Annotated in this window: 16 protein-coding genes; 8 read left to right on the forward strand and 8 right to left on the reverse strand. The window is 57.9% G+C overall.

Annotated features, from left to right (window positions below; all coding sequences use genetic code 11):
• Positions 1-9 precede the first annotated feature (9 nt).
• On the reverse strand, positions 10-528 hold the full coding sequence (locus AAFH99_RS03465; protein ID WP_231759101.1) for an RNA polymerase sigma factor: 519 nt from the start codon (positions 526-528) through the stop codon (positions 10-12).
• Positions 529-686: 158 nt separating this feature from the next.
• On the opposite strand from AAFH99_RS03465, the gene AAFH99_RS03470 reads away from it, so the two are divergent.
• Entirely contained in the window at positions 687-2,105 is a 1,419-nt protein-coding gene (locus AAFH99_RS03470; RefSeq protein ID WP_406828648.1) for a S8 family serine peptidase, read from the forward strand.
• Here the strand turns inward: AAFH99_RS03470 and AAFH99_RS03475 are convergent.
• Positions 2,102-3,100 (reverse strand): hypothetical protein, encoded by a 999-nt coding sequence (locus AAFH99_RS03475; protein ID WP_406828649.1) that lies wholly within the window; start codon positions 3,098-3,100, stop codon positions 2,102-2,104. The two genes, AAFH99_RS03470 and AAFH99_RS03475, sit on opposite strands and share 4 nt — an antisense overlap.
• Before the next feature lie 107 nt (positions 3,101-3,207).
• Positions 3,208-3,879, reverse strand: coding sequence for a hypothetical protein (locus AAFH99_RS03480; RefSeq protein ID WP_406828650.1), 672 nt, complete (start codon positions 3,877-3,879; stop codon positions 3,208-3,210).
• Between the two features lie 230 nt (positions 3,880-4,109).
• On the opposite strand from AAFH99_RS03480, the gene AAFH99_RS03485 reads away from it, so the two are divergent.
• The gene (locus AAFH99_RS03485) at positions 4,110-4,673 is read left to right on the forward strand and encodes a glutathione S-transferase family protein (RefSeq protein ID WP_043319996.1); all 564 of its coding nucleotides are present in this window, start codon (positions 4,110-4,112) and stop codon (positions 4,671-4,673) included.
• A gap of 12 nt (positions 4,674-4,685) precedes the next feature.
• Here the strand turns inward: AAFH99_RS03485 and AAFH99_RS03490 are convergent, their stop codons facing one another.
• From AAFH99_RS03490 to AAFH99_RS03505, 4 genes are all read right to left on the reverse strand, one after another.
• Positions 4,686-5,483, reverse strand: coding sequence for a helix-turn-helix transcriptional regulator (locus AAFH99_RS03490; RefSeq protein ID WP_043319997.1), 798 nt, complete (start codon positions 5,481-5,483; stop codon positions 4,686-4,688).
• Positions 5,484-5,548: 65 nt separating this feature from the next.
• Positions 5,549-9,256, reverse strand: a complete 3,708-nt coding sequence (locus AAFH99_RS03495) for a DUF1566 domain-containing protein (RefSeq protein ID WP_406828651.1) — start codon at positions 9,254-9,256, stop codon at positions 5,549-5,551.
• 182 nt (positions 9,257-9,438) lie between these two features.
• Positions 9,439-11,247: a translational GTPase TypA gene (gene typA / locus AAFH99_RS03500; protein ID WP_406828652.1), complete on the reverse strand. Its 1,809-nt coding sequence runs from the start codon at positions 11,245-11,247 to the stop codon at positions 9,439-9,441.
• 254 nt (positions 11,248-11,501) lie between these two features.
• On the reverse strand, positions 11,502-11,879 hold the full coding sequence (locus tag AAFH99_RS03505) for a VOC family protein (RefSeq protein ID WP_406828653.1): 378 nt from the start codon (positions 11,877-11,879) through the stop codon (positions 11,502-11,504).
• A gap of 346 nt (positions 11,880-12,225) precedes the next feature.
• Here AAFH99_RS03505 and AAFH99_RS03510 point away from each other — a divergent pair, with 346 nt between their 5' ends.
• Together AAFH99_RS03510 and AAFH99_RS03515 are read left to right on the forward strand one after the other, a co-directional pair.
• Positions 12,226-13,656, forward strand: a complete 1,431-nt coding sequence (locus AAFH99_RS03510) for a carbohydrate-binding protein (protein ID WP_051687278.1) — start codon at positions 12,226-12,228, stop codon at positions 13,654-13,656.
• 660 nt (positions 13,657-14,316) lie between these two features.
• A complete protein-coding gene (locus AAFH99_RS03515; protein WP_406828654.1) occupies positions 14,317-17,265 on the forward strand; it encodes a protein kinase domain-containing protein in 2,949 nt (982 codons plus the stop codon).
• A gap of 74 nt (positions 17,266-17,339) precedes the next feature.
• On the opposite strand, the gene thiI is transcribed toward AAFH99_RS03515, so the two are convergent.
• Positions 17,340-18,806 (reverse strand): tRNA uracil 4-sulfurtransferase ThiI, encoded by a 1,467-nt coding sequence (thiI, locus tag AAFH99_RS03520; protein ID WP_406828655.1) that lies wholly within the window; start codon positions 18,804-18,806, stop codon positions 17,340-17,342.
• A 391-nt stretch (positions 18,807-19,197) separates the two neighbouring features.
• On the opposite strand from thiI, the gene glnA reads away from it, so the two are divergent.
• The 4 genes from glnA (at position 19,198) to glnG (ending at position 24,370) form a co-directional block, all read left to right on the forward strand.
• Positions 19,198-20,601 (forward strand): glutamate--ammonia ligase, encoded by a 1,404-nt coding sequence (glnA, locus tag AAFH99_RS03525; protein ID WP_043320002.1) that lies wholly within the window; start codon positions 19,198-19,200, stop codon positions 20,599-20,601.
• 230 nt (positions 20,602-20,831) lie between these two features.
• Positions 20,832-21,509, forward strand: a complete 678-nt coding sequence (locus AAFH99_RS03530) for a DUF4124 domain-containing protein (protein WP_043320003.1) — start codon at positions 20,832-20,834, stop codon at positions 21,507-21,509.
• A gap of 299 nt (positions 21,510-21,808) precedes the next feature.
• Positions 21,809-22,882, forward strand: a complete 1,074-nt coding sequence (gene glnL / locus AAFH99_RS03535; RefSeq protein ID WP_043320004.1) for a nitrogen regulation protein NR(II) — start codon at positions 21,809-21,811, stop codon at positions 22,880-22,882.
• Between the two features lie 75 nt (positions 22,883-22,957).
• On the forward strand, positions 22,958-24,370 hold the full coding sequence (glnG, locus tag AAFH99_RS03540; protein WP_043320005.1) for a nitrogen regulation protein NR(I): 1,413 nt from the start codon (positions 22,958-22,960) through the stop codon (positions 24,368-24,370).
• Positions 24,371-24,487 lie beyond the last annotated feature (117 nt).

Here is a 24,487-nt window from a genome sequence, read left to right on the forward strand (position 1 = left end):
GGGTGGTCCTCAGTGGGCGGTTCTTGCCTGTTTGTGTGGAGGCGTGTTCAGGGCGTCGCAGAGGGCGGCGCGGGCCCGCGCCAGACGACTCATTACGGTGCCGATGGGTATCTCCAGGGTGGCGGCCACATCCTTGTAGGACAGCCCCTGCAGCGCCACCAGAGACAAAATCGAGCGCTGCTCATCCGGCAGTTGGTGCATGGCGCGGTTGACCCGCTCCAGTTCCATTTCCCCGGCCACCGCGCGCTCGCCGTCCACAATCTGGCCCTCACTCAGCTCCGGCTGCTCTGCCGCCTGTTGGCGCACCTTGCGCGCCCGGTATTCATCAATCCACAGGTTGCGGCATACCCGGAAGGCCCATTTCGCCAGCGCCACATCCTCCGGAACCCTGCGGTCCAGCAACCGCTCTACGGTGCTCTGCAGCAGGTCGTCGGCATCCGCCATGGATCCGGTGAGGGAAAACGCAAAGCGCCTGAGCCCGGGGAGTAGCTCTGGCAGCTGTGACGTCAACTCGTCTTGCATGATCATTATCTCGTTCCCGTTTCTCCAGTAACGGCCCGGTGCCCGGTTTATTCCCGGAATATCGAAATAGTTTCGGGCGGCGGGAATTTTACCGCCGTTGGGCCGTGATACCGGTATGCGCCGCGCATTTTCCCAAGCGGCGGGCTAATGCGAGAATGCCACCCATGAAAACGCCACTGAAGAAACCCACCACACATCCACTGCGCACCGGTATGACTGCGCTGGCGCTGCTGCTTGCCCTGCCGATGGCGGCGAGCGCTCAGCTCGTCAATCTGGATCCGGTGGTGGACGCCGTGGGACCGGCTATCTCTGACGGCATCAGCGAAAGCGAGCGGCTGGCCCGGGACCTGGAGCGTCGTGCAGCGCAAGCGGCGCGGCAGGCCGAGCGCCGGGCACAACAGCAGGCTCGGCAGTTATCGGACACCGCGCAACAGGTTACCGGCGCAGCCACAGATACCCTGCGCCGGATCCCGGTGCTGAATGGCGGAGGTGCCGTGGCGCTGGTGGAGGTCGAGGTGGCGCCGGGGGAATGGGCGGTGGAGCGCCAGTGGCTGGCGATGCTGGATACTGGGGAACTGGCCCTGCTGCAGAAGCTGGATATCGAGATTCTGGAGCAGACCGATTACACCCGGCTGGGTCTCAGCCTGCTGCGCTTTCGCGTGCCGGCGGCCATGGACTCCCGGGCCGCCCTGTCCAGGCATCTGCCGGCGTCCCTGGTGGAGCGCTTCGACCGCAACCATATTTTCCGGCCGCAGAACGCCAGTGAGTCCTCCGTTGGGGGTGACGCACCGGTGGAGGTTTCCAGCATCTGCGACGCGCCCGTGTCCATCGGAATGGTGGATACCGCGATTCAACTGGATCACCCTGCGTTTCGCGGCCACCGTATCGAACAACAGTCGTTTGTGGATCCCTCATTGCCACAACCGGATGCCCACGGCACCGCAGTGGCCGGTGTACTGATCGGCGCCGCACCGGCGGGCCTGTCGCGGCTGCCCAAAGCGACCCTGTACAACGCTTCGGTATTCTACCCGCGGGACCAGTTTGCCCAGGGCGCCACCATGATGCATTTGGTCGGCGCGCTCGACTGGTTGCTGTCGGTGGATGTACAGGTCATCAATATGAGCCTGAGCGGTCCCGGCAACCGGGTACTGGAAACGGCACTGAAGCGGGTACTGGCGCAGGGGAAAATCGTGGTGGCCGCCGCGGGCAATGGCGGCCCGGCGGCGCCACCGTTGTATCCCGCGGCCTACCCGGGAGTGATTTCCGCCACGGCGGTGGATGAGCAGATGAATGTTTACCGCTGGGCCAACCGCGGGGACTATGTGGACTTTGCCGCGCACGGCGTGCGAGTAATGACCGCGCGCAGCGGCAGCCGCTTTGGTCGCGAGAGCGGCACTTCCATTGCCGCACCGATCGTGTCCGCCTTTGCCGCCTGTGAACAGGCGACCAACCCGGGCCTGGCAACCGACCCGGAGGTGGCGACAAAAACAAGCAGTGCAGTAATGGAAAAGCTGGCCGCACGGGCCAGCGATCTGGGGGAGCCGGGCCGCGACCCGGTGTTTGGTTACGGCTTTCTCGATTAAAAACGCAGGTTGAGCATCAGCGAGGCAAGCGTCTCGTCGTAATCTGCACCGGCCAGTGGTGAGCTATGATTGCCGTGGCTGAGCTTGCCGGTGACAGAGAGCGCTTCGTTAAAGGCCAGTTCCCAGCTGGCATCCAGGGTGCGGCGCAGGTCCCGGCGCGTTTCCTTATCCGTGGGCGTCACCGCCGGCTCCTGCCAGGGCAGGTTGGGGGAATCCAGCGGTGTATCCATCAGCGAAAATTCCGATACGTATTCCCTTTCGCTCAACCGACCTCCCAGCTGCAGGGTGTTTTCGGTACCGGCGAGCGCGAACTTGTGGGAGAGGCGTGCGCGCAGGCTGCGCCCGTTGAAATCGAGACTTTCGGAGGCCGCGTCCTCGCGCTCCCAACCGGCGCCGAGTGAGAAATAACTTTGCGCTCCGGCAAAAAACACAAACATATCGCCATCAAAAATATCGGCCTTTGCGTCGCGCAACGGATTGTTGGAGAAATTTTTGTCCCGCTGACCCAGGGCGCCGCGCAGGTATACCCGGCCGCCAATCAGTTTGCCCGCGTACACACTGCTCTGGACAAGCGTAAGGAATGGCTCGCTATCCAGTGCGGCATCGGCGCGGTGCGCGCTGGCACCGATGGTCAATACGGTGAAATCGTAGCGGGCATCCACCGACCAGGTGCCGGTGCGCTGATCAAACTCCTCGAAAGTCTGATAGTTCTTCCACTGGTGACGATAGCCGCCCTTAACGGTAAATGCTTCGTCAACGGTTAACTTCCCCTGCAGGTCGGTGTTCAGCAGAAAAGCGCTGTCCCCCGTATTTTGTGCTCGGTCCAGCTCCTGGATGGAAAGGTTGCTATCGTGTTGCATGCCTGCACTCGCTTCAAAAGAAAAATCGGTTTTTACTTCTGCAGCCGATGCGCCGGAACACAAGGCGCAGGAAAGTGCGAGCACGCCCGGATAAAAAATCCCGCAGTTTTTCTGAAATTTGTTTGTCGTATTCATTGTCTGGATTCCATGTGATCTCTTGCGATTTCCCTGCGCGAGGCCGGAGCCGCTTGTGCGGCCCGGCATTGGCATTATTTGAAAAGTCTGGAAAAGATGACTGCTGTTTAAAGGTCGCCCAGTACAGAGGTGTCCATAGCCTGCGCCACACTCGCCTCGACGGATTCCTCGACTGCCCCGGCGATTTCACCGTTCACCGCTGCGGCGACCTGCCCGACGATTTCTGCATCCAGGGCACTTTGCGTGGTCGCAGCCACGGTAGAGGAGATCGTCTGATCCACACTGCTGGCTACCGCTCCGGTGACATTGGCAGTGGCATCGGCATCCAGTTTTTCTGCGGCGTTTGCAGCGACATGGGTTGAAAGGCTGTTGGCGGTACTGGCAGCAATATTGGTTGCGGCACCCGCGGCACCCGCAGTCGCAGCCTCCAGATTACTGCTGGCGGTCTCGATCGATGAATCGGCATGTTGCTCGGCAGTTTGCGCCGCACCCTGCCAGTCCCCTGCTTCGGTAACGGCTGCGGTCTGCCCGGATTTACTGCTGTGAATACTGGCGCTGGTGGACGCCTGCATGCCAGCCTGGGCCTGCACGCCGGCGTTGGCATTGGTGTTGATGTTGGAGTTGATGTTGGTGTTGGTGTTGATGTTGGCGCTGCTGTGCATATCTGCCGATACGCTGTGCTGGGGTTGGGCGTGGGCGCTGGCCACCAGTAGCAGGCTGGCTGCAGTAATCAGCTGGCTTTTAACAAACGAGCGGGAAATGGCTTTGAAATTTAGCATCGGGTTGTCCTCTTGGTGAACCTCTGGGTTTTCGGTGCAATCTGTTGACTTGCACAGGGACAACGGCTGGGAAGGTGACTTATTCCTGAGGGAAGTGAAAATTTTTAATGTGCTTTCCTGATCGACGATCGGAAATATTCATTTGCAGGCTGCGGAGCTTTTCGAGATCATCCCTGAATCAATCACGCTCACCCGAACACCGTGAAATCAAAGAAAAGGAACACCCGGAGATGAAACTATTTGGCAGCCTGACTTCCCCCTTCGTGCGCCACTGCCGCCTGGCACTGATGCAATCCGGCCTGGACTGGGAAATGGTGGAGCTGGATATCCATAGCACCCAGAACCCGGATACCCCCACCATGCGGGTTCCGTTTCTCGAAGACGGCGACATCAAACTGACCGACTCCACTTCCATTGTGAAATACGTGCGTGAAAAATCCGCGCAGGGGTTTATTCCAGACGCGCGGGATATGGATCGCTACTGCCTAGCGAATACTTTGCTGGATGCTGCCATCAACCTGTTCCTGCTGGAGCGCAGCGGTCTGGATATCAAGGAAAATGTCTACACCCGTCGCCAGCAGGCTCGGGTAGAGCGAATTCTCAGTGAGCTGGATTCGGCGCCACTGCCTGAGGTGGGAAAGCTGAACGATGCGGATTATCGCGTGGCGGTGGGTGTGGCCTGGGGTGCGTTCCGCCAGCGTTTCTCCATAGAAAACTGCAAGAATCTGCAGCAACTACTGGCCATTGCCGGTGAGGATGTGGCCTTTGCCAACACAGCGCCCCCTGCAGCCTAGGAGGAGGGAGATTCAGCTGTTATGCCCCAGCCACAGCGCCATCAGTGCTGCGCGGCTTGTGACATTGAACTTGCGGTAAATATTCATTACGTGCTTGTGGGTGGTGTCTGGCTTCAGGTCGAGTCTGGAGGAAATCTCTTTTTCCGTCAGGTCGGTCAGGAGCCAGTGCAGCACTTTCTTCTCAGAGGGGGTCAGGGGGTTTTCCGCCACCAGCAGGCCGTGGGCCAGTAGTAGCTTGCGATGGAACCAGCCGAGGGGGCGCAGTACTTCCATCGCCAGGAGCAGATCCCCCATTGTAAACGGTGGCTGGCCATCCATGCGGTTGAAACAGTAATAGGATTCCGCATCCTCGCCCGAGGGCGCCACCACAAACAGCGTATCGGCCACTCGCTTGTCCCGATAAAATTCGTGATAGTGCGCGGTGTCGTAGAAGGCTGCAGATACGTGATCACGCATCAGTGTGCCGCGAAACTGACCCGCCTGGCGAATGTGATTGAGGGTGCTCTCATCCACTTCATATTTCCCCGCCGTCACCTCTCTGGTGTAGTGCTTGTGCAGCTGGCGATCCGAGGGGAGCTCCCGATAAAAATACACCGGCCCGGGCCGCCAGCCGAGCATATAGTCCCGCTCGGGATTGAGATGTTCGAGGCACACAGCGCTGAGCCAGTAACCGTGGTCGGCACTGATCGTCTGGCTGATCGATTCCAGCAGAAACTGCAGACCGTCACTGGCCAGTCTCGCTGCGGGTAAACCGGCGAGGTGATCCCAGATTCTGTGTGCGTGGTTTTCTGGCGAAACGTGCGGGGGCAAAATGTCGATCCCTGTGGTAATGGCCCGTTGAAAGCGCCCAATTTACCACAGGGACAGACACTGGCTTAGTGATACATGCCGTCCAGCATGCGGAAGGCGGCGTTGATGATTTCCGCACGCACCTCTTCACTGTGCTCTACACCGGTAAAATCGCTGAGATCCTCAAAGCGTGCGTTATTGTCCTGAATAAATGCGTTATACGCCGCTTCATTTTCTCCCGCCTCAATCAGATTGGATACCGAGACCACGGTACACACAATACCGACCGTGACCAGCACCGCTGGGAGCGCGGCGACACTGGCACTGCCCGAGATAAAGGCAGACACCGTCACCCCTGCTTTGGCCGCGGTAGCCGCGGTATGCACCATGGCGGTGGAGAGCACCACACTGGAGGTCAGGGTGAAATAGGTTCCCACCCCACCGGCTACGGCGACACCGCCGAGGGCGCCCGCGGCGATCAGGTCCGCGTCGGTACTGGCGATGGCGTCTGAAAGAACCTGGGGGAACCCTTTGGATACGTAGACGCAGTGCAGGCCGAAACAATCACTTTTTTCGGCGAAATAGGCATCTACACGATCCTCTGCGTTGGTTACCAGAAGTTCGCGGCGATCATTGATGTGGGCCATGGCAATAGTCAGCAGCCAGACTTCGTCGTTGCTCAGTTCGCTTTGCTCTTTCGCGGTCAGCGACAGCAGCAGTTCATTCAGCGCGGCAAAAAGCGAGGCTCCGGCTTCCTGGTTGCCGTTGCCAGCATCCTCGACAAACGTTTCCATGATGTCGCTGACCGGTGCGCCGGAATCCACCAGCGCCAATACATAGTCGCGCCAGGGTACAACCGTGGAATCCTCGCTGGCATCTTCAATCAGCGATGTGCGCAGGGTCTCGAGAAAATCCCCGAGAATCTGCTGGCTGGCATCGCTGCGCACAACATCCCGAAACAGCTGCCGGCTCAGGTCGACACCATAGGCCGGGGTGGTGGGTAATTCCACCACTATCCCCGGCGTGTTGAATTCGATCTCGATGGGATCGGTCACTGGGATGGTGTCCCCCGGATCTATATCGGGGGGGGCAGAAAGTTTAATCCGCGTGCACAGATGCGGTGACGGGCAGATTTCATGGGAGAACTCACCGGTCGATACCTGGAACGCCTGGCAGCGCATGACATTTTCAAAGTAGTCGCCGTCGCGGTAGTCGCACTCGTACTTCAAATCCACCGAAGGTGCCGAGTTTACGGCGATACAGCGCTCGTCGTCGCAACCGATCTCCCAGCCGGATTCCCAGTTACACAGGTTGTAAGGCACCAGCTCGGGGTGGGGGTAATCCTCGCAATAGTGTGCGAGCCGGTTTTGCTCGGAAGTACTACTGCCCGTCAGTTCAAAATACACCGGTGCGGCCTCATCGGTATTTGCGCGAATACGCACATACAGTGTTTCGTCCCGGTGATTGGCGGCCTCGAAATAGGCGCCGTCACTGGCGGTAACCTGTGTCAGGGGGGAGCCGGAAAAATCCGCAGTGGTGAACACGTCGAAGGTGTAGTGACTTGATTGGGGCGAGCGCGTGTTTTGCATGGCGAGGAGGTAACGGACATCCTGCAGAATATCCGTATTGCCGGGCACGCTGACTTTCAGGTAGCCCTCGACCTTATCGTCGTCGCTGGTATCGTCTTCGAGCAACAGGGGCAGTGGCGCCTCCGGACTCAGCTGACTGAGGGAAATCGGCGTAGGTGCTGCCGGATTGGGGCTTACCGTTGGCGCCACGCCAATACGCACCGTGGCGGTTTGTGACGTTTTGGTGCCGTCGCTTACGGTAAACGTGAAGCTGTCTTCGCCGATAAAGTCTTCGTCGAGGATGTACTGGAGATCGGGTGCGTCGCCCTGGAGATCCCCATGTTGTGGCTCGGAGACCAGTGTGAAGGTGAGGCTGTCGCCGTCGGGGTCTTCACCGGTGAGCGTGATATCCAGTTTTTTTCGCCCCAGAAGCGGTGCAAGTGCCATGTGCTCCGGGGCAACACCAAAGTGCTGTGGTATCGCAATCGGAGACTGATTACCACTTACCAGGCGCAGATTCAGCCCCTCGAAGGGTTCCCGCAGCACTGCCTCGCCACTGGAGAAATCCATCGCCAACGCGTACCGCCGGTCACCACCATTGGCGCTCCAGTAGGGCACACCGGCTCCACCGTTAAGGCCGGGGAAATGGCTCGCGGCAATGTGGTAAGCGCTGGCCTCAGATTCCTCGGCCACCAGGGTGATGAGCTCTTCGATACTGGGGACCCGCCAGTTGCTCAGGCCGCACAGGTTGGCGGTGCGCACGCGCTCGACGAATGCCTGTGTATTGCATGGGGCGCCGCTGGTTGGCCCTTCCGCCAGTTGGCACTGCCCAAGACCGTTGGCCTTGTTCAGTGTGGTACTGAGTGGATCGTGCCAGCTATAGCGGTTGCCCGCGTGGTGAATACCTGCCAGTGTGGGGCGCTTTACCTCCCAAATGAGTCCGCTCTCGATGTCGAGAACGCAGGACCACTGATTGCCTACCGTTTCGCTGCCCGAGTCACTCCAGGCGAGGTTCTGTACTGCCAGTGGTAAACCGTCGGCGCCAAGCTTCACCAGGTGTGCCGGTCCCGGAGCTGTGGGTTCTTCTGGGTCGACGGGATCGGGGTCCTGCGGGTCTTCAGGAGGGATCAGGCAGTCATAGGGAGCCGGGCATACCTCATACAGAAATTCACCGGAGGAAGCCTGGTAGGCGCGGCAGCGCATAACCGGGCCGAGTTCTGGCGAGTCTCGATAGGCGCACTCGAACTTGAGATCTACCGACACCGAGTAATTGACCGCGCTGCAGGACGCATCGTCGCAACTGATTTCCCACGCCGTATCCCCATTGCACAGTACATCGGGCAAAAGCTCAGGGTGCTCGAATTCCTCGCAGTATTGTTGCAAGGTATTTTCCTGGGGCGCCTGATCAGTACTGACCAGCCGCAGGTTCAATGCGGTGGATGGGGGTGTCGCCACGGCCTCGCCACTGGTGAAGTCCAGCGCCCAGGCGGTCTGTGCGTCGGCGCCGTCGGCGCTCCAATAGGGCGTGCCCCCTTTGGCCTCAATACTGGGGAATACCCCATTACCTGTGTGGCGGTATTGCCCTGCAGCCTGCTGCTCCACCAGCGTGTGCAGTTCATCCGCACTGGGAACCCGCCAGTTACTGCGGCCACACAGACCCTCCGCGCGAACGCGATCTGCGAATGCGCGGCTGTTGCAGTCGGCACCACTGGTAAGCGCCCCGTCGAGGTAGCACTGTCCCTGGCCGTTGGCATCACTGTTTGTATCACTTTCCGGATCGAACCAGCTGTAACTGCTGTCGGCGGAATGAGCATGGCCGGAGCCGGGGCGTTTTACCTCCCACACCAGCCCGCTTTCGAGGTCTTCAATACAGGCCCATTGGGAGCCTTCTTCCTCACTGCCGGTATCACTCCAGCTCTCGGTCTGGATTTGTAAGGGCGCACCACTCGCCGTGAGCTTGATCAGGTTCGCAGGCTGGGAAGGCGGGGTATCCTCCTCGACCGGTTCCTCCTTCTGGTCTTCTCCTGGGTTTTCTTCCTGGTCGCCGCCTTCGCTCTGTTCATCTTCATCTTCATCTTCATCTTCTTCGCCGTCATCGGGTGTTTCCGGGGAGGAGTCGGATGTCGGTGGCGGCAGGTACCGGCGGCTATCGAGGTTCAGCCCGCGATCGCAGGCAGTGAGCGTCAGAACCAGCAGGAGTAGAACAAGGCAATTGCGAATGAACATGCGTTCCCCAAATTAATATATCCAGCGATATTTTTCGGCGGGAAACTATCAGATGGTCGCGAAGTGTCCATTCCCTATTCAGGTACTGCGTGGGGAATTCAGTGGGATTGTGGTGATAAAAACACATTGGCGGCCAATAAAAAACGGGGCCAGTTGGCCCCGTTTTCCATCTTTTGCGCGAATTACTTCTTCGCGCGCTTGCGCATATTTTCCTGCAGGATTTTTTTGCGAATCCGGATGCTCTCCGGAGTCACTTCCACCAGCTCATCGTCTTCGATGAATTCCAGTGCCTGCTCCAGGGTGTGGCGGATGGGCGGTGACAGGGTCAGCGCGTCGTCGGTACCGGAAGCGCGCACGTTGGTGAGCTGCTTGGCCTTGGTGGGGTTTACCACCAGGTCGTTACCGCGGGAGTGAATGCCGATGACCTGGCCTTCGTACACTTCCTCGCCGTGACCCAAAAACAGGCGGCCGCGGTCTTGCAGGGCGAACAGGCCGTAGGCCAGGGTTTTGCCCTTGGTCATGGACACCAGTACACCGTTAATGCGCTTGGCCACGTCACCCAGCTTCACCGGACCGTAGTGGTCGAAGATACTGGTCATGATGCCGGAACCGCTGGTGATGGTCAGGAACTGGTTGCGGAAACCGATCATGCCGCGGGACGGAACGATGAAGGTCAGGCGCACACGGCCCTTGCCGTCCGGTTCCATATTGGTGAGGTCGGCCTTGCGCAGACCCAGCTCTTCCATAATCGGACCCTGGTGCTGTTCTTCAACGTCGATCACCACCTGCTCGTAGGGCTCCTGGATCTCGCCGTCGACTTCTTTCTGTACCACTTCCGGACGGGATACACCCAGCTCGAAGCCTTCGCGGCGCATGGATTCGATCAGTACCGACAGGTGCAGTTCGCCGCGGCCGGATACCTTGAATTTATCCGGGGAATCGCCCTGCTCCACACGCAGTGCCACGTTGTGGATCAGCTCCTGGTCCAGGCGGTCCTTGATGTTGCGCGAGGTCACGTACTTACCTTCTTTACCGGCGAACGGGGAATCGTTCACCTGGAAGGTCATGCTCACGGTGGGCTCGTCCACAGACAGTGCCGGCAGTGCTTCCGGGTGCTCCGGGTGGCACAGGGTATCGGAAATGTTCAGCTCGCCCACACCGGTGATACACACGATGTCACCGGCGCTGGCCTGTTCCACTTCCACACGTTCCAGGCCGAGGTAACCCATTACCTGCAGGACCTTCGCCTTGCGTGACTTTTCGTCGCGGTCGAGGATCACCACCTGCTGGTTCGGCTTCAGGGTGCCGCGGGTAATGCGGCCCACGCCGATAACACCCACATAGCTGTTGTAGTCCAGTGCGGAAACCTGCATCTGGAAAGGACCATCGCTGTCCACCTGCGGCGGCTTGACCTTGTCGACGATCATCTGGAACAGCGGGGTCATGTCGTCCGCCATATCGGTCTCGTCCAGACCGGCGATGCCGTTCAGGGCGGAAGCGTAGATCACCGGGAAGTCCAGCTGCTCTTCGGTAGCGCCGAGGCTGTCGAACAGGTCGAAGACCTGGTCCATTACCCAGTCAGGACGGGCGCCCGGGCGGTCGATCTTGTTGATGACCACGATCGGGTTCAGGCCCTGCTCGAAGGCCTTGGAGGTGACGAAGCGGGTCTGCGGCATGGGGCCGTCTACCGCGTCCACCAGCAGCAGTACCGAGTCCACCATGGACAGTACGCGCTCTACCTCACCGCCGAAGTCGGCGTGCCCGGGGGTGTCCACGATGTTGATGCGGTAGTCGTTCCAGCGGATCGCGGTGTTCTTGGCGAGGATGGTAATACCGCGTTCTTTTTCCTGATCGTTGGAGTCCATCACGCGCTCGGAGTCGGCGCTGCGGCGGTCGAGGGTGCCGGACTGCTGCAGCAGCTTGTCCACCAGGGTGGTCTTGCCGTGGTCAACGTGGGCGATGATCGCGATATTGCGAAGATTGTCTATCACTGGGGGCCTCTGGGCGTAATGCGTGATTGGGTGGGACACTGTCTTGAAGAGAGCGGTCACACCGGAAAATTGGGCAGGCGGGGAATGGGCTGAGGTTTGAAACAGCGGCTATCCGGCCAAAGCGCGCGCATTATAGAGGTGAAGTGTGGCAATTGGGAGTCGGATTGGCGGAAATTTGTGCGGTTTTGAGGGGGCCGGGCCGGGGCCCGGCGTTGAAACCGGGCAAAATCTCGGAGATTTCGCCCGGACCCGGTTTACAGACGGTGCATCGCGCAGATTTTGTTGCCTGCCGGGTCACGCAGGTAGGCCAGGTACAGCTTCAGGCCGCCGCCCTCGCGCACCCCGGGTGGATCTTCACATTCGCTACCACCATTGGCCAGGCCCGTCGCGTGCCAGCGATCGCCCTGCTCCGGGCTCTGCACCGCGAAGCCGATGGTACTGCCATTGCCGCAGGACGCCGGCTCACCATTGATGGGTTTGGTGATCGCAAAGACTCCAGTATCGGTGAAATAGAAGCAGCGTCCCCTTTGGTCGATCACCCCGGGCTTGTAACCCAGCTCGCCGAGAACCGCATCGTAAAACGCTTTGGACTCCTGGATATCCTTTGCGCCGAGCATAACGTGGCTAAACATGAACATGTCTCCGGACGATTGAATAGTGGGGCGAGTGTATAGGGTTTTGGCAGCGCTGCCGCGGATAAATTGGCTCAACAACATATGCCGGCTGGGTGTTGTCCGGAAACACCGGAATTGATGAAAAGCGCTGGAAAACAGCCGATTTTGTACATCGGTACAAAGCAGAAATGCCCATTCATCACAAAACGCTCAGTGTCGCCTGGCACCCCATAAATTCGCGCGATAGTTAACTGTTAGCAATATTCGAGGAGGCTAGAGTCGCGGCTCTCTTTGCACGCCCGTGTGCGGGAGATTTAACTCGCTTAACCAGCGAAAATTAATGTGAAACAACGGAGCCGCCATTATGCGTTCGCTATTGTTCCGATCCTTGACCAGTATCGCTTCCGCGGTCTTCGCACTTTCTGCTTTCGCGCAGGACCAGTGCGATTACACCGCTCAGTGCAAAGCCCAGTACGGAAATCAGGCAACAGACTGCGCCAACAGTCGCTCATTGTTCAGTGTGTGTATGTGTGGTTCTGTTCCCTGTGAGGACAGTGAGGAGCCCGGACAGCCGGATGAAAACCTGCTGATGGTTCCTGGTTTTATCCAGGCGGAAGACTACCACCGCTACTGGGATTCGACCGCCGATAACCTCGGTGGCGTTTATCGCGAAGATGGAGTGGATATACAGGATTCCAGCGACAACGGTGGCCAGTACAACGTGGGCTGGACGGCAACCAATGAGTGGCTGGAATTTGATATCCATGTCGAACAGGCGGGTGTGTATCGCGCGAACGTCCGTGTTGCATCTGCACCCGGTGGCGGTCAATACACTGTGGAAATTGACGGACAGACCCGTGGCAGTGCGATGCCGGTACCGGCAACCGGTGGCTGGCAGCAGTGGGTGACGCAGAGTCTGGATCTGGGGCAGCTGACCCAGGGGCAGCACACCCTGCGCTTGCAGATTCAGGCGGGCAATTTCAATATCAATTGGCTTGAACTGCGTCCGCTGACCGATACCGGAAGTGGGGAAATGATTGGTCGTTTCGATACCGGAAAAGATCTGTTTCTGGCGAATTTCGACAGCAAACCGGACCCGGATGACATCCACGCAGTGGCCGCAGTCGCTACCGTATTGAAGGATGCGCGTTTCAGCAATGTGAATTATTTTGCCGTGGCCGGTGCCTATGGGGATCAAGGTGGCGATTTTATCGAGGCGGATTATTTATTCGATCTCGCATTCGGCGCCAATGGCTGGACCAACGCGCACGTAAATTACAACGGCGCACTCGACACGGTATTCAATAAAGTGAAGTCCGCGCTCAACGCCGGTGGCGACATCTGGATCGCGGAAGCGGGGCAGTCGGACTTCAGTGCGGATCTGGTGCGTCGGGTGAAGGCGCAGTTGCCCTCGGTCAATACCAATGGTCGAATCCATATCATCCAGCACAGTAACTGGAACCAGGACCATACCACTCCTAATGATCTGAGCTACGTGCGCAGCCACACCGATTACCAGAAAATTAGCGATGGAAACTCGGCAGGGAATGGTACTCCCGGGTTCAATAACAAGAATACCAGCCACTGGAATCGTGTGCTCAATCACAGCGAGGTTGGCGTTCTCTGGACAGAAGCCAAGCGCGTTGCCGATCACAGCATCGACAACCATGTAGGGTGGAAAAATCCATCCATCGCCGCAGGAGGAATGGACTTTTCCGACACGGTGGAAACCACCTGGATCTTCGGATTCAACTCGGTAGGGAATATCGGCGGTTTCTTTGACGAGTTTCTATAAATAACGTGGCGGGCCGGTGTAGATCGGCCCGTCAAATTTCCGCTGCAGGGCTGCATATCGCCCCTCATTCCTTCTACCCTTTGCCTTCTCCGTTACTTCTATTCAGCCCCCACGGGGTGTGGGACCCCCGTGTCCATCGCCTGCGCAGCAGTGTGCGGATTGTGCGGCAAGGGGAATAGAGCTGTTGGAAATATGTACAGCTGCAATCCCTATCCGCGAATGTCCCAGTGTGGACCGGCGTGAGGGCGAGCAAAAATCGTTCAAAAAACGTGAAATTCTGTGAAAAGCAGCAATTTTCACAGCCATGCCGTGCATTTTTCACGTCTCGGGTGATAACCTCGTCACAAAGCTGCCTGTTGATTCGTGTGAGTGCGGTGTTGAAGTCCGCGAATTGGCCATCTTGCTTCAATACAACAATCGACAACAACGCTTACACCTGACAGAGCAATGGCACCGTACTCTCCCGCCGCGATTCGCGCTACTCATCCGCCAGGCGCCAGCCGTCTCCCTTCCCGGAAGTCACGAATCTGCCCGCTCAAATCTTATGCCACCTGCAGACAGGTCCCTGTGCTTTGGGGGCGAGTGGGTTATGCGGGGCGCGCAAGTCCAGGGTGTAGGTCTTCGAAAATTAATCAAAACAACAGTCTATGGGGGTGAATTTTGAACCGGGGTGAACTACTGGAAAAGCTGGGGCTGGAGTCTTCCGCGAGTAATGCGGAGATCGAGGCTGCGGTATCGGCAAAGTCCGAGGCGTTGAACCAGGCTATGGATGCGGCGCCTACGGAAGTTCTACGCAACAAGTATCAGCAGCAGCTGGATGGTCTCACCCGTGCCCTGGCGTCATTGCAGGATGAGCCGGCAGCCGTTGCGAAACCCTCCTTCTCGCAGACCAAGTTCGCCGACTTGCCACGCTCTGCGACCCAGTTTGATGATGGCGCCAATTCCGGTATTCAGCTGGAGCGTGGCCTGCTGCTCGCCGATCGCTACACCATTGAGGAGCGAATTGGCGAAGGTGGCATGGGCGCCGTGTTCCGCGCCCATGACAAGAACCGCGATCAGGACATTGCCATCAAGGTGTTGCTGCCGAGTCTGTTGAACAGTCCGGCGGCCAAAGAGCGCTTTATGGATGAGGCGCGCATATCCAGCACCCTGAGCCACCCGAATATCGTCAACGTGTACGACGTACAGAATGACGGTGACCTGTTCTTTATCACCATGGAATTGCTTGAAGGGCAAAACCTGCGTGACTACATGGAGAACCTCGAACTTACCAAGCAGCAGATGAGCCCGCAGGAGGCCATCGAATTTGCCGATGAGATCTGTGAAGGTCTGCTGCATGCGCACGAACATACGGTGCACCGGGATATCAAGCCGGAAAATATATGGATTACCGGGGAAGGCAAGGTCAAGCTGATGGACTTCGGTATCGCCCGGGTAATGAGTTCCAGCCAGATGACCAAGACCGGCGCGGCCATGGGTACCGCCTATTATATGGCTCCTGAACAGCTCAAGGGGCGCATGGATATCGATGGCCGTGCGGACCAGTACGCACTGGGGGTGATGCTCTATGAAATGCTCAGTGGCCAGATTCCCGCAGGTCGCGTGGAAAGTCTGCACAAGGTCAACAAGCAGGTGGGTAAACACCTGTCGGCGGTGGTTGACAAAATGCTGGCAGGCAACCCTGATGACCGCTATGCAACAATGGTGGAAGTGAAAGCAGCGCTAACCCAAAAGCCAAAATTCACTTTGCCTTCGATCGCAGTGCCCGGCGCGGGAAAATTTGCCGTGGCTGCTGCGCTGCTCGCGGTGATCGGTATCGGTGCCCTTGCGGGAACCGGAAATCTTAAAAAAGCCTGGGATATGGTGCGCCCCTATTCTCAGGAGGAAATACTCGCATTCAAATCTGAACAGGCCAGTGCACAGGGAAAAATCAAGGCGTTGGTGAACCGTCTCGACGGTGCGCGTGAATCTGTACGCGATCAGGAGCGCGACCTCAAATTTGAAATTCGTCAGCTGGAAAATGACATCAATCGCGCTGGTAGAAGTGAACGCAAGGCTCTGGAAAAAAAGCTTGAACAGAGTGTGTTACAGCAACGCTTGCTTGAAGCGCAGGAAGAGCTGCTGACCAACTACATTATTGATAGTAACAAGCGCGGGGAACTGGATGGCCTCATGGCTCTTGGTGAAGAGCTGATGCGCGCGAAAAAATATGAAAAATCGATCGGCGCCTATCAACAGGCTGTTGCGGGTTATGAAAACCTGCTGGCCCAAGCGGAGGCAACCGAAGGCGTCGCCGAGTACAAGTATGCCAGTCAGCGTGAGAAATCTACCTGGGAAAAAACCGCACCGGAATACGGTATTGAAACCATTCCATTTGTGGACGCGTTGCAGGTAGAGCTGACCGCTGCCTATGAACACCTGCAGAATGTCGAGTTTGCGCAAGCCGCACCGATTTTGGAAAGAGTCGCGGTTGGCTACGTCCAGGCAACCGAAGCGATCGTCAGCGGTAGCGACTTTAAAGCGTCCTCGACCGAAGCAAAACAGAGTTGGGAGGCTTATGCCGCCGACCGCGGTTTGCAGAGTCGCTTTACCGGTGAATATGCGTCGGCATTTGATACCGCAGAGGCGCAGTGGGATCAAGGTGACCTGGTACCCGCCAGCGCCACTTACAAGACGCTGTACGACGCCTACACCGAGCTGGAATCCGCTGCGCGTAATGCCGGTGCCCTGAAACTGAAAGCCAGCCGGGCCAAAGGGGCCTGGGATACGTACCGCACGCGTAACAAGATGATGATCAGCCTCACCGATCAGTACGCTAGCGAATACGCGAAGGCGGAAAGCGATTTCAAAAACGGCGAAGTTGTTGACGCGGCAAAACTGTTTTCCGAGCTCGAAAAGAAATACGTAAAACTGATGGCCGCGGCGCGCAAGGTCAACGCAAATCTAGGCTCTGCGAGCAACAACAAGTCCGTCTGGGAAAGCCATGTAAAAAACAATTATGCCAAAGCCAATCGTGCGGAAGCAGCATCCAGGCTGTACACAGAGGGTGTTAACATGCGCAAGGCGGGAAGCTGGACTGACGCTGCAGACAAGCTCGGGCAGGCATCCAGCGCGTATGCCAAGCTCAATAGTGCGGTGGACAAGCATCGCAAGGTATTCAAGGAATCTTACAGTGCATGGGAGAGTAAGCTCAGCAGCACCCGCAGTAATATCAGCAGCCTGGAAAGAAAGATCAACGGTCTCTCCAGTGATATCTACGATTACCGTTCCGACGCCAACGCCAGTTGCTCGCGTAGTGGCTGGTCGGCCTTTGCTGATGGCCTCAACTCCGCAAGCTGTGAGATGGGTTGTAATAAGCAGGTGTGGAACGGCACCTATTACGAAACCCGCACAGACAATTATTGCGTCAGTAGTTGTCGCAACCAGGCGGCAGCAAAACAGCGTCAAGTTGAGCGCGAATACGAGCAGTGCCAGTCATCGGTGGCCAGTGCATCCCGCCGGCTGCGTCGTGCTGAGAGTGATATCAGCAGCAAGCGTCGGGAGTTATCCAGCGAGAAATCTACACTGAGCCGTCTGCAGAAAGAGAAGCCGGTTTTCTCGCCCTATTGAAGACTTTACCCGGTGTGTGCCATCGCAGTAACCCAGGGGGGCTCGGAGTAGTCCGAGCCCCCCTGGTTGTCCGGCTAGCCCTTTTTGTTCTCGGGCCGATAAACTCCCACATTCCGGTACCCTTCATCCAGCAGATGGGATGCATGTAACTGGCTCATCACCCCGCGCGCGCAATACAACAGGTACTGCTTTTCTTTATCCAGTTTCTGGAAAGCGGTGCTGAGGCGGTAGAAGGGGATGGTTTCCACCTCTGCATTGTCCAGCTCCAGTGGGTTCACCTCTTCCTCCGTGGGGTGGCGGATATCGATGATGATGGCATCCCCCGGTTCGCTGAAAATATCAACCGGCGGTGCGTCTTCACCCAGGTCGTCCATCACCTGGTCGATGTTCTGCATCACCCGATTTCCCACGGCGCGATCGAGAACGGTGAAGTCGAAGCGGGTTTCCTCGTGTTCCACCTTTTCCATTTTTGCGCGGGTGGTGGGTTTGACCGAGATCACGCCGCAGTACTCCGGCATATTCGCGGCAAATTCCTCGGTACCGATTTCTCGCGCGGTACGGATGATGTCGGTTTTATCCGAGGTGATCAGCGGGCGCAGTACCAGGGTATCGGTGACGCTGTCGATCACCGACAGATTTTTCAGGGTCTGGCTGGAAACCTGGGCGATGGCTTCACCGGTCACCAGTGCGTCCACTTCCAGCTCTTTGGCAATGATGGAACCGGCACGCAGCATCATGCGCTTGAGGGCGACGCCCATATAGGAGTCGTCCACCTTTTCCAGAATCTCCGCGACCACCTCATCGAATGGTACGGTGACAAAACGCACCCGGTGGGAGGAGCTGTATTTGTCCCACAGGTAGAAGGCGACTTCCTTTACCCCCAGCTCGTGCTGGCGTCCGCCCAGGTTAAAGAACAGGAAGTGGGTGCGGATGCCGCGCTTGATGGTGAGATAGCTCGCCACGGTGGAATCGAAGCCGCCGGACACCAGGGAGATGACCGGGTCCTGGGTGCCGAGCGGGAAGCCGCCGAGGCCCTGGTGTAGTTCCTCGATAACATTCAGTTTGTCGTGGCGGATTTCCAGTTTGACGGTGATATCCGGGTTCTTGAGCTTTACCCCGGCGGCGTCGGTGTTCTGGTTGAGGCCGCCGCCCACGTACTGCTCTACGTCGAGGGATTGAAAGTCGTGCTTGCCGGTACGCTTTACCCGTACACAGAAGGTCTTACCCGCGAGCTGTGGGCCCCAGATGGCCAGTGTTTTCTGGTAGATATCATCCAGGTCGCCCAGCGGGAACTGCTGCACCCGGGCGAAATTGGCAATGCCCGGGGTGTGCGCCAGTACCTCCTCTATACGCTCGGAAAGGTGGGATACTGCATCCGGTGCGACCACATCGATTTTTTCCCAATCCTTGCGCACCTGGATGCGATCATCCAGCTGGCGCATGAGCTTGCGCAGGTTGTCGGCGAGCTGACGTGACATGCGCTTGCGCACGGGATTGCTCTTGATAGTGATCTCTGGAAAAAATTTGACGACGAAGTGCATAGGAGATGTGCCGGAACCGCGGTTGAATTTTAGGCCGGGAGCCCGGTTACTGGCTTCCCGGAAAAGGTGGCGAATTATAAACTCGCTATCGGGAATTTGCTTGCGGCACCATATTGGTGCTCGGCGTGACTTCTCGGCCCCAAAATAGTGCAAATAGAGGTTTGAGAGCACCATTGTTGGGACTATTGTGACCTGACAGGGAGTGCTGGCGCTTAAAAGGCCTTGCGGATTGGTTGATTTGCACCCGATTGCTCCCACAGGTAGCCATTTCTTACGACCCGAATCACTTTGTTACCGGTTTGCCCCAATTTGGCACACTCTTTGCTTTTACAGTTGCCACAAGATAAAGCGAATCGGCGCGAACATAACTTTTCATTCTTGGAGGACTGTAATGTCAAAGACGCTCGACCTGATCAAAGAGAGCGAAGCCAAATGGGTAGACCTGCGCTTCACCGATACCAAAGGTAAGGAACAACACGTTTCCATTCCTGCTAAGGAAGTTGACGGCGAGTTCTTCGAAGAAGGCAAGATGTTCGATGGATCTTCCATCGCTGGCTGGAAGGGCATCAACGAATCGGACATGATCCTGATGCCGGATGACGAGACCTCCTTCCTGGATCCGTTCACCGACGAATCCACCGTGATCATTCGCTGTAACATTGTTGACCCGATCACCGGTCAGGGCTACGAGCGCGACCCGCGTTCCATCGCACTGCGCGCCGAGGAATACCTGAAGTCCACTGGTTTCGGTGACACCGCACTGTTCGGTCCGGAGCCCGAGTTCTTCGTATTCGACGACATCACCTGGGGTGCCGAAATGGGTGGCGCCTTCTACAAGATCAACTCCGAAGAAGCGGCCTGGTCTTCCGGTGCCAGCTACACCGACGGCAACATGGGTCACCGTCCGGGCGTCAAGGGCGGCTACTTCCCGGTTCCACCGGTCGACTCCCTGCACGACGTGCGTGCCGCCATGTGTTCCGCTATGGAAGCCATGGGCCTGGAGATCGAAGTGCACCACCACGAAGTGGGCACCGCTGGCCAGTGTGAGATCGGCGTTGGCGCCAACACTCTGACCAAGAAGGCTGACGAAGTTCAGATCCTTAAGTACGCGGTACACAACGTAGCGCACGCTTACGGCAAGACCGCCACCTTCATGCCCAAGCCGCTGGTAGGTGACAACGGTTCCGGTATGCACGTGCACCAGTCCTTCAGTAAGGACGGTGTCAACCAGTTCGCGGGCGACGCCTACGCTGGCCTGTCTGAAACTGCCCTGTTCTACATCGGCGGTATCATCAAGCACGCACGCGCGCTGAATGCCATCTGTAACGCGTCTACCAACTCCTACAAGCGTCTGGTTCCGGGCTTCGAAGCGCCGGTAATCCTGGCCTACTCCGCGCGTAACCGCTCTGCGTCCATCCGCATTCCGTTCGTGCCGAGCCCGAAAGGCAAGCGTATCGAGACCCGCTTCCCGGATCCCACCGCCAACCCGTACCTGGCCTTCGCTGCACTGCTGATGGCTGGCCTCGACGGCGTGAAGAACAAGATCCACCCTGGCGACGCTGCAGACAAAGACCTGTACGACCTGCCGGCGGAAGAGCTGGCCGAGTACCCGACCGTTGCCTCCAGCCTGGAGCAGGCCCTGGACGCACTGGATCAGGACCGCGCCTTCCTGACCGAAGGTGGCGTATTCACCGACGACGCCATTGACGCTTATATCGAGCTGAAGAAAGAAGAAGTACAGCGCCTGAACATGACCACGCACCCGGTTGAGTTCGACCTTTACTACTCTTGCTAATGTAAGTCCTGCCAATTAGCAGGTATCATCTCTGCGCCCCCGCCGGCCCTTTATGGAAGGGTCGATGAGAAGGTGCAAAGATGACGAGAAAGCCCACATCGCAAGGTGTGGGCTTTTTTTATGTGTTGAAATCGGTGGTTTGTGGCTGGAGTATTTATGCGGTTATACCGTTCGCGAGTACACTAGCCTTTAGAGAACGGAATGTTGCAAAGAAGATTGCGGGAGCGCCCATGATCAGATCCACCGTGCAGTTGTCCATATTCTGGTTTGCGTTACTGGCGATGCCGGCATCGGCCCAGGAACACAGTGACGACAAATCCGCCGCCCAGGGACAATCCTCCGGTGGCACCGTGTATAAGATCGTCGGCCCCGATGGTCGCGTGACCTTCAGTGACAACCCACCCGCCGGAGAAAAGGCCGAGAAGGTGGAAATCGGGCCGATCAACGTCCAGCCCCTTGCCCCCAAGGGCGCGCTGCCTACGCGCAAACTGTCGCCTGGCAGCGAAGAGACGCGCGCCGAGCAGGGCCCGGTGAAATTTGCCATCGTGAGCCCGGCTAACGATGCCACCATTCCCCCGGGGCAGCGCTTTATCGTGCTGGAGGTGGCCATGAGCCCGGTGCCGCGAGACGGTTATCAGTTTTTTGCGGTAATCGATGGTCAGCGTTGGTCCGGCAGTTCCTCTGGCACCAGTCTGGATATATCCGCGCTGGAGCGCGGTACTCACACCATACGGGCGGTACTGCTTGGGGCGGACGGACAGCCACTGGCGCAATCCCAGACTATCCAGGTACACGTGAAGCGCCCGGGCGGTCAGGTACCCGATTTCCCTGCCGAGCAGGCACCACAAATGCCGCAGATGCCCCAGGCTCCCGGTGTGGCCAAACCGGTCAAACCTCAACCACGCTGAATTCTGTCTATCGCAACCTGTGGTCCCACTTGCTGATAAGGCGGGGCCTCCATTCTCCGTATTTCCCCGCAGGCACGGGCTCTGCCCCGCTCTGACTCACTTCCTGGCGCCCGTGCCCCGAGATGCACGCCCGAACTGGCTATTTTTCGCTCTATGCACAATAATGGTGCGCATCTTGCCAGCCATCCCCGGTGGTGACCTGAAAATCTTCCTATACGACGGATTTTTTGCGCCATTTTGGTTTGCTTCTTGCACTGCCATTAGGCGAACCGGACATGTGAATTACTTCGGAACCGCGAATGCTCAATGACCGCCAGTTACGCCTGCTGTTGGACAACCTCACCTCGGCCGTTTTGGTGCTCGATGAAAACCTGTCCCTCTGCTATCTGAACTCCGCTGCAGAGGACCTGGTGGCGGCTTCCAGTGCCCGCGCCTGCGGCCTGCCTCTGGAAGAGGTGGTTCGGGAAAACCCCGCCGCCTTGCAGGCGCTGCGCTCCTCTCTGGCCAGTGGTGAGAAATACACGGTGCGCCGTGCTCTGTGGTTTCTGCACAACCTGGAAGAGTGCACCGTCGACTACTCGGTAACCCCGCTCACCGAACTCGGCTTGCTGTTGCTGGAAGTCCAGTCCATGGATCGTCTGTTGCGCATTGCCCGTGAAGACGCACTGATTTCGGCCCAGGAGACCACCCGTAACCTGGTGCGGGGTATGGCGCACGAGGTGAAAAATCCGCTGGGCGGCATTCGCGGAGCGGCACAGTTACTGCAAAGAGAGCTCAGTGAACTGGATGATGACGGACTTGGTGAGTACACCCAGATCATCATCGAAGAGGCGGACCGCCTGCGCAATCTGGTGGATCGCATGCTTGGGCCGCGCATTCCGGTAAAACTGGAGCCGGTCAATGTACACACCATCACTGAGCGCGTGGCGCAGCTGGTGGAGGCTGAATGCAATGGCGAGCTGATTATTCAGCGCGACTACGATCCCTCCATTCCGGATATTCCAGCGGACAGTGAACAACTGATTCAGGCGGTACTGAATATTGCGCGCAACGCCATGCAGGCCATTGCAGAAAATATTGGTCTGGCGGAGGGCAGTCTGATTATCCGCACCCGGGTGCAGCGGCAGTTCACCATTGGCCGCCGTCACTGCTCACTGGTTTGCCGGATCGACATCGTCGACAACGGCCCAGGGATTCCGGAAGACATCCGTGAGCGGATTTTTTATCCGATGATTTCCGGGCGCGCCGAAGGGTCCGGACTGGGACTTTCTATTTCCCAGCACATCATCAATCAGCACCGGGGGCTTATCAAATGTGAAAGCCAGCCGGGGCAAACCGAATTCCAGATTTATTTACCGTTGGCAATGGACTAGCCGCAATGCTCGACTGAGCAGAAGTAACACCAGAACAAACCGTTGAATCAAAAAAACGCAGGCCGGAAAATTACTATGAACAATCGCGTTTGGATTATTGATGACGACCGCTCTATCCGCTGGGTACTGGAGCGCGCACTTTCCCGCGCCGGGATTGAGACCACCTGTTATGAAAACGGCGATCGCGCCCTGGACGATTTTTACAGTGAGTCGCCGGATGTGGTGATCAGCGATATCCGCATGCCTGGCTCTGATGGTTTCAAGTTGCTGCAGCGCTTCCAGGCCGAACGTCCATCCCTGCCCATCATCATCATGACCGCGCACTCGGATCTCGACAGCGCCGTCGCCGCCTATCAGGGCGGTGCATTCGAATATTTGCCCAAGCCGTTTGACGTGGACGAGGCGGTTGCCGTTACCCGCCGCGCACTGGCGCTGGCCAACGAGCAGCAGCCGGAAGAGCCGGTAGTGATCGAAAATGGTACTGGCAACAAGGAAATTATCGGCGAGGCGCCGGCCATGCAGGAGGTGTTCCGGGCAATCGGTCGCCTGTCACACTCCAATATCACCGTGCTGATCAATGGCGAATCCGGCACCGGTAAAGAGCTGGTCGCAGCGGCGCTGCACAACCACAGTCCACGCAAAAATCAGCCATTTATTGCCCTGAACATGGCGGCGATTCCCAAGGACCTGATGGAGTCTGAGCTGTTTGGCCACGAAAAAGGTGCATTCACTGGCGCCAGTGCGCAACGCGCCGGCCGCTTTGAGCAGGCCAACGGCGGTACATTATTCCTGGATGAAATCGGGGATATGCCCGCGGAGACGCAGACCCGTCTGCTGAGGGTGCTTGCAGACGGGGAGTTTTATCGGGTGGGCGGCCACACCCCGGTTAAAGTCGATGTCCGCATTATTGCCGCTACCCACCAGGACCTGGAACGCCTGGTAGAAGAACACAAATTCCGCGAAGACCTGTTCCACCGCCTCAACGTCATCCGCATTCACATCCCTCGCCTGGCAGATCGCCGCGAAGACATCCCACGCCTGGTGCGCTTCTTCTTTAACAGCGCCGCAAAAGATCTGGGCGTCGAGCCCAAAATCCTTACCAAAGAAACCGAAGAATATCTGTCCGGTCTGGACTGGCCTGGTAACGTCCGCCAGCTGGAAAACACCTGTCGCTGGATCACCGTCATGGCTTCCGGCCGCGAAGTGCACATCGACGATCTGCCGCCGGAGCTCCACCAGCAGGGCGCCACCAGCGAAGCACCCCAGGACTGGCAGAAAGCCCTGCGTTTGTGGGCGGATCAGGCGCTGGCTACCGGCCAGCGGGAAATCCTCAGCGAAGCGGTTCCCGCGTTCGAGCGTGCACTGATCGAAATCGCCCTCAAGCATACCGCCGGCCGCAAGCGCGACGCTGCGGAACTGTTGGGCTGGGGGCGCAATACCCTGACCCGCAAGCTCAAGGAATTGGGTATGAATGGGGCGGATGACTGAGCATCCAAAAATTAATAGTTATAACGGGCACCTTCTGGTGCCCGTTTTGGTTATACTTGGGGATTGATCACGGCTGGCGGCACACCCCACCTGGGGGTACCGTCACAGCCATTGTTA

This window comes from Microbulbifer sp. ARAS458-1, assembly GCF_045348205.1.
In the GTDB taxonomy this organism is placed as follows: Bacteria; Pseudomonadota; Gammaproteobacteria; order Pseudomonadales; family Cellvibrionaceae; genus Microbulbifer.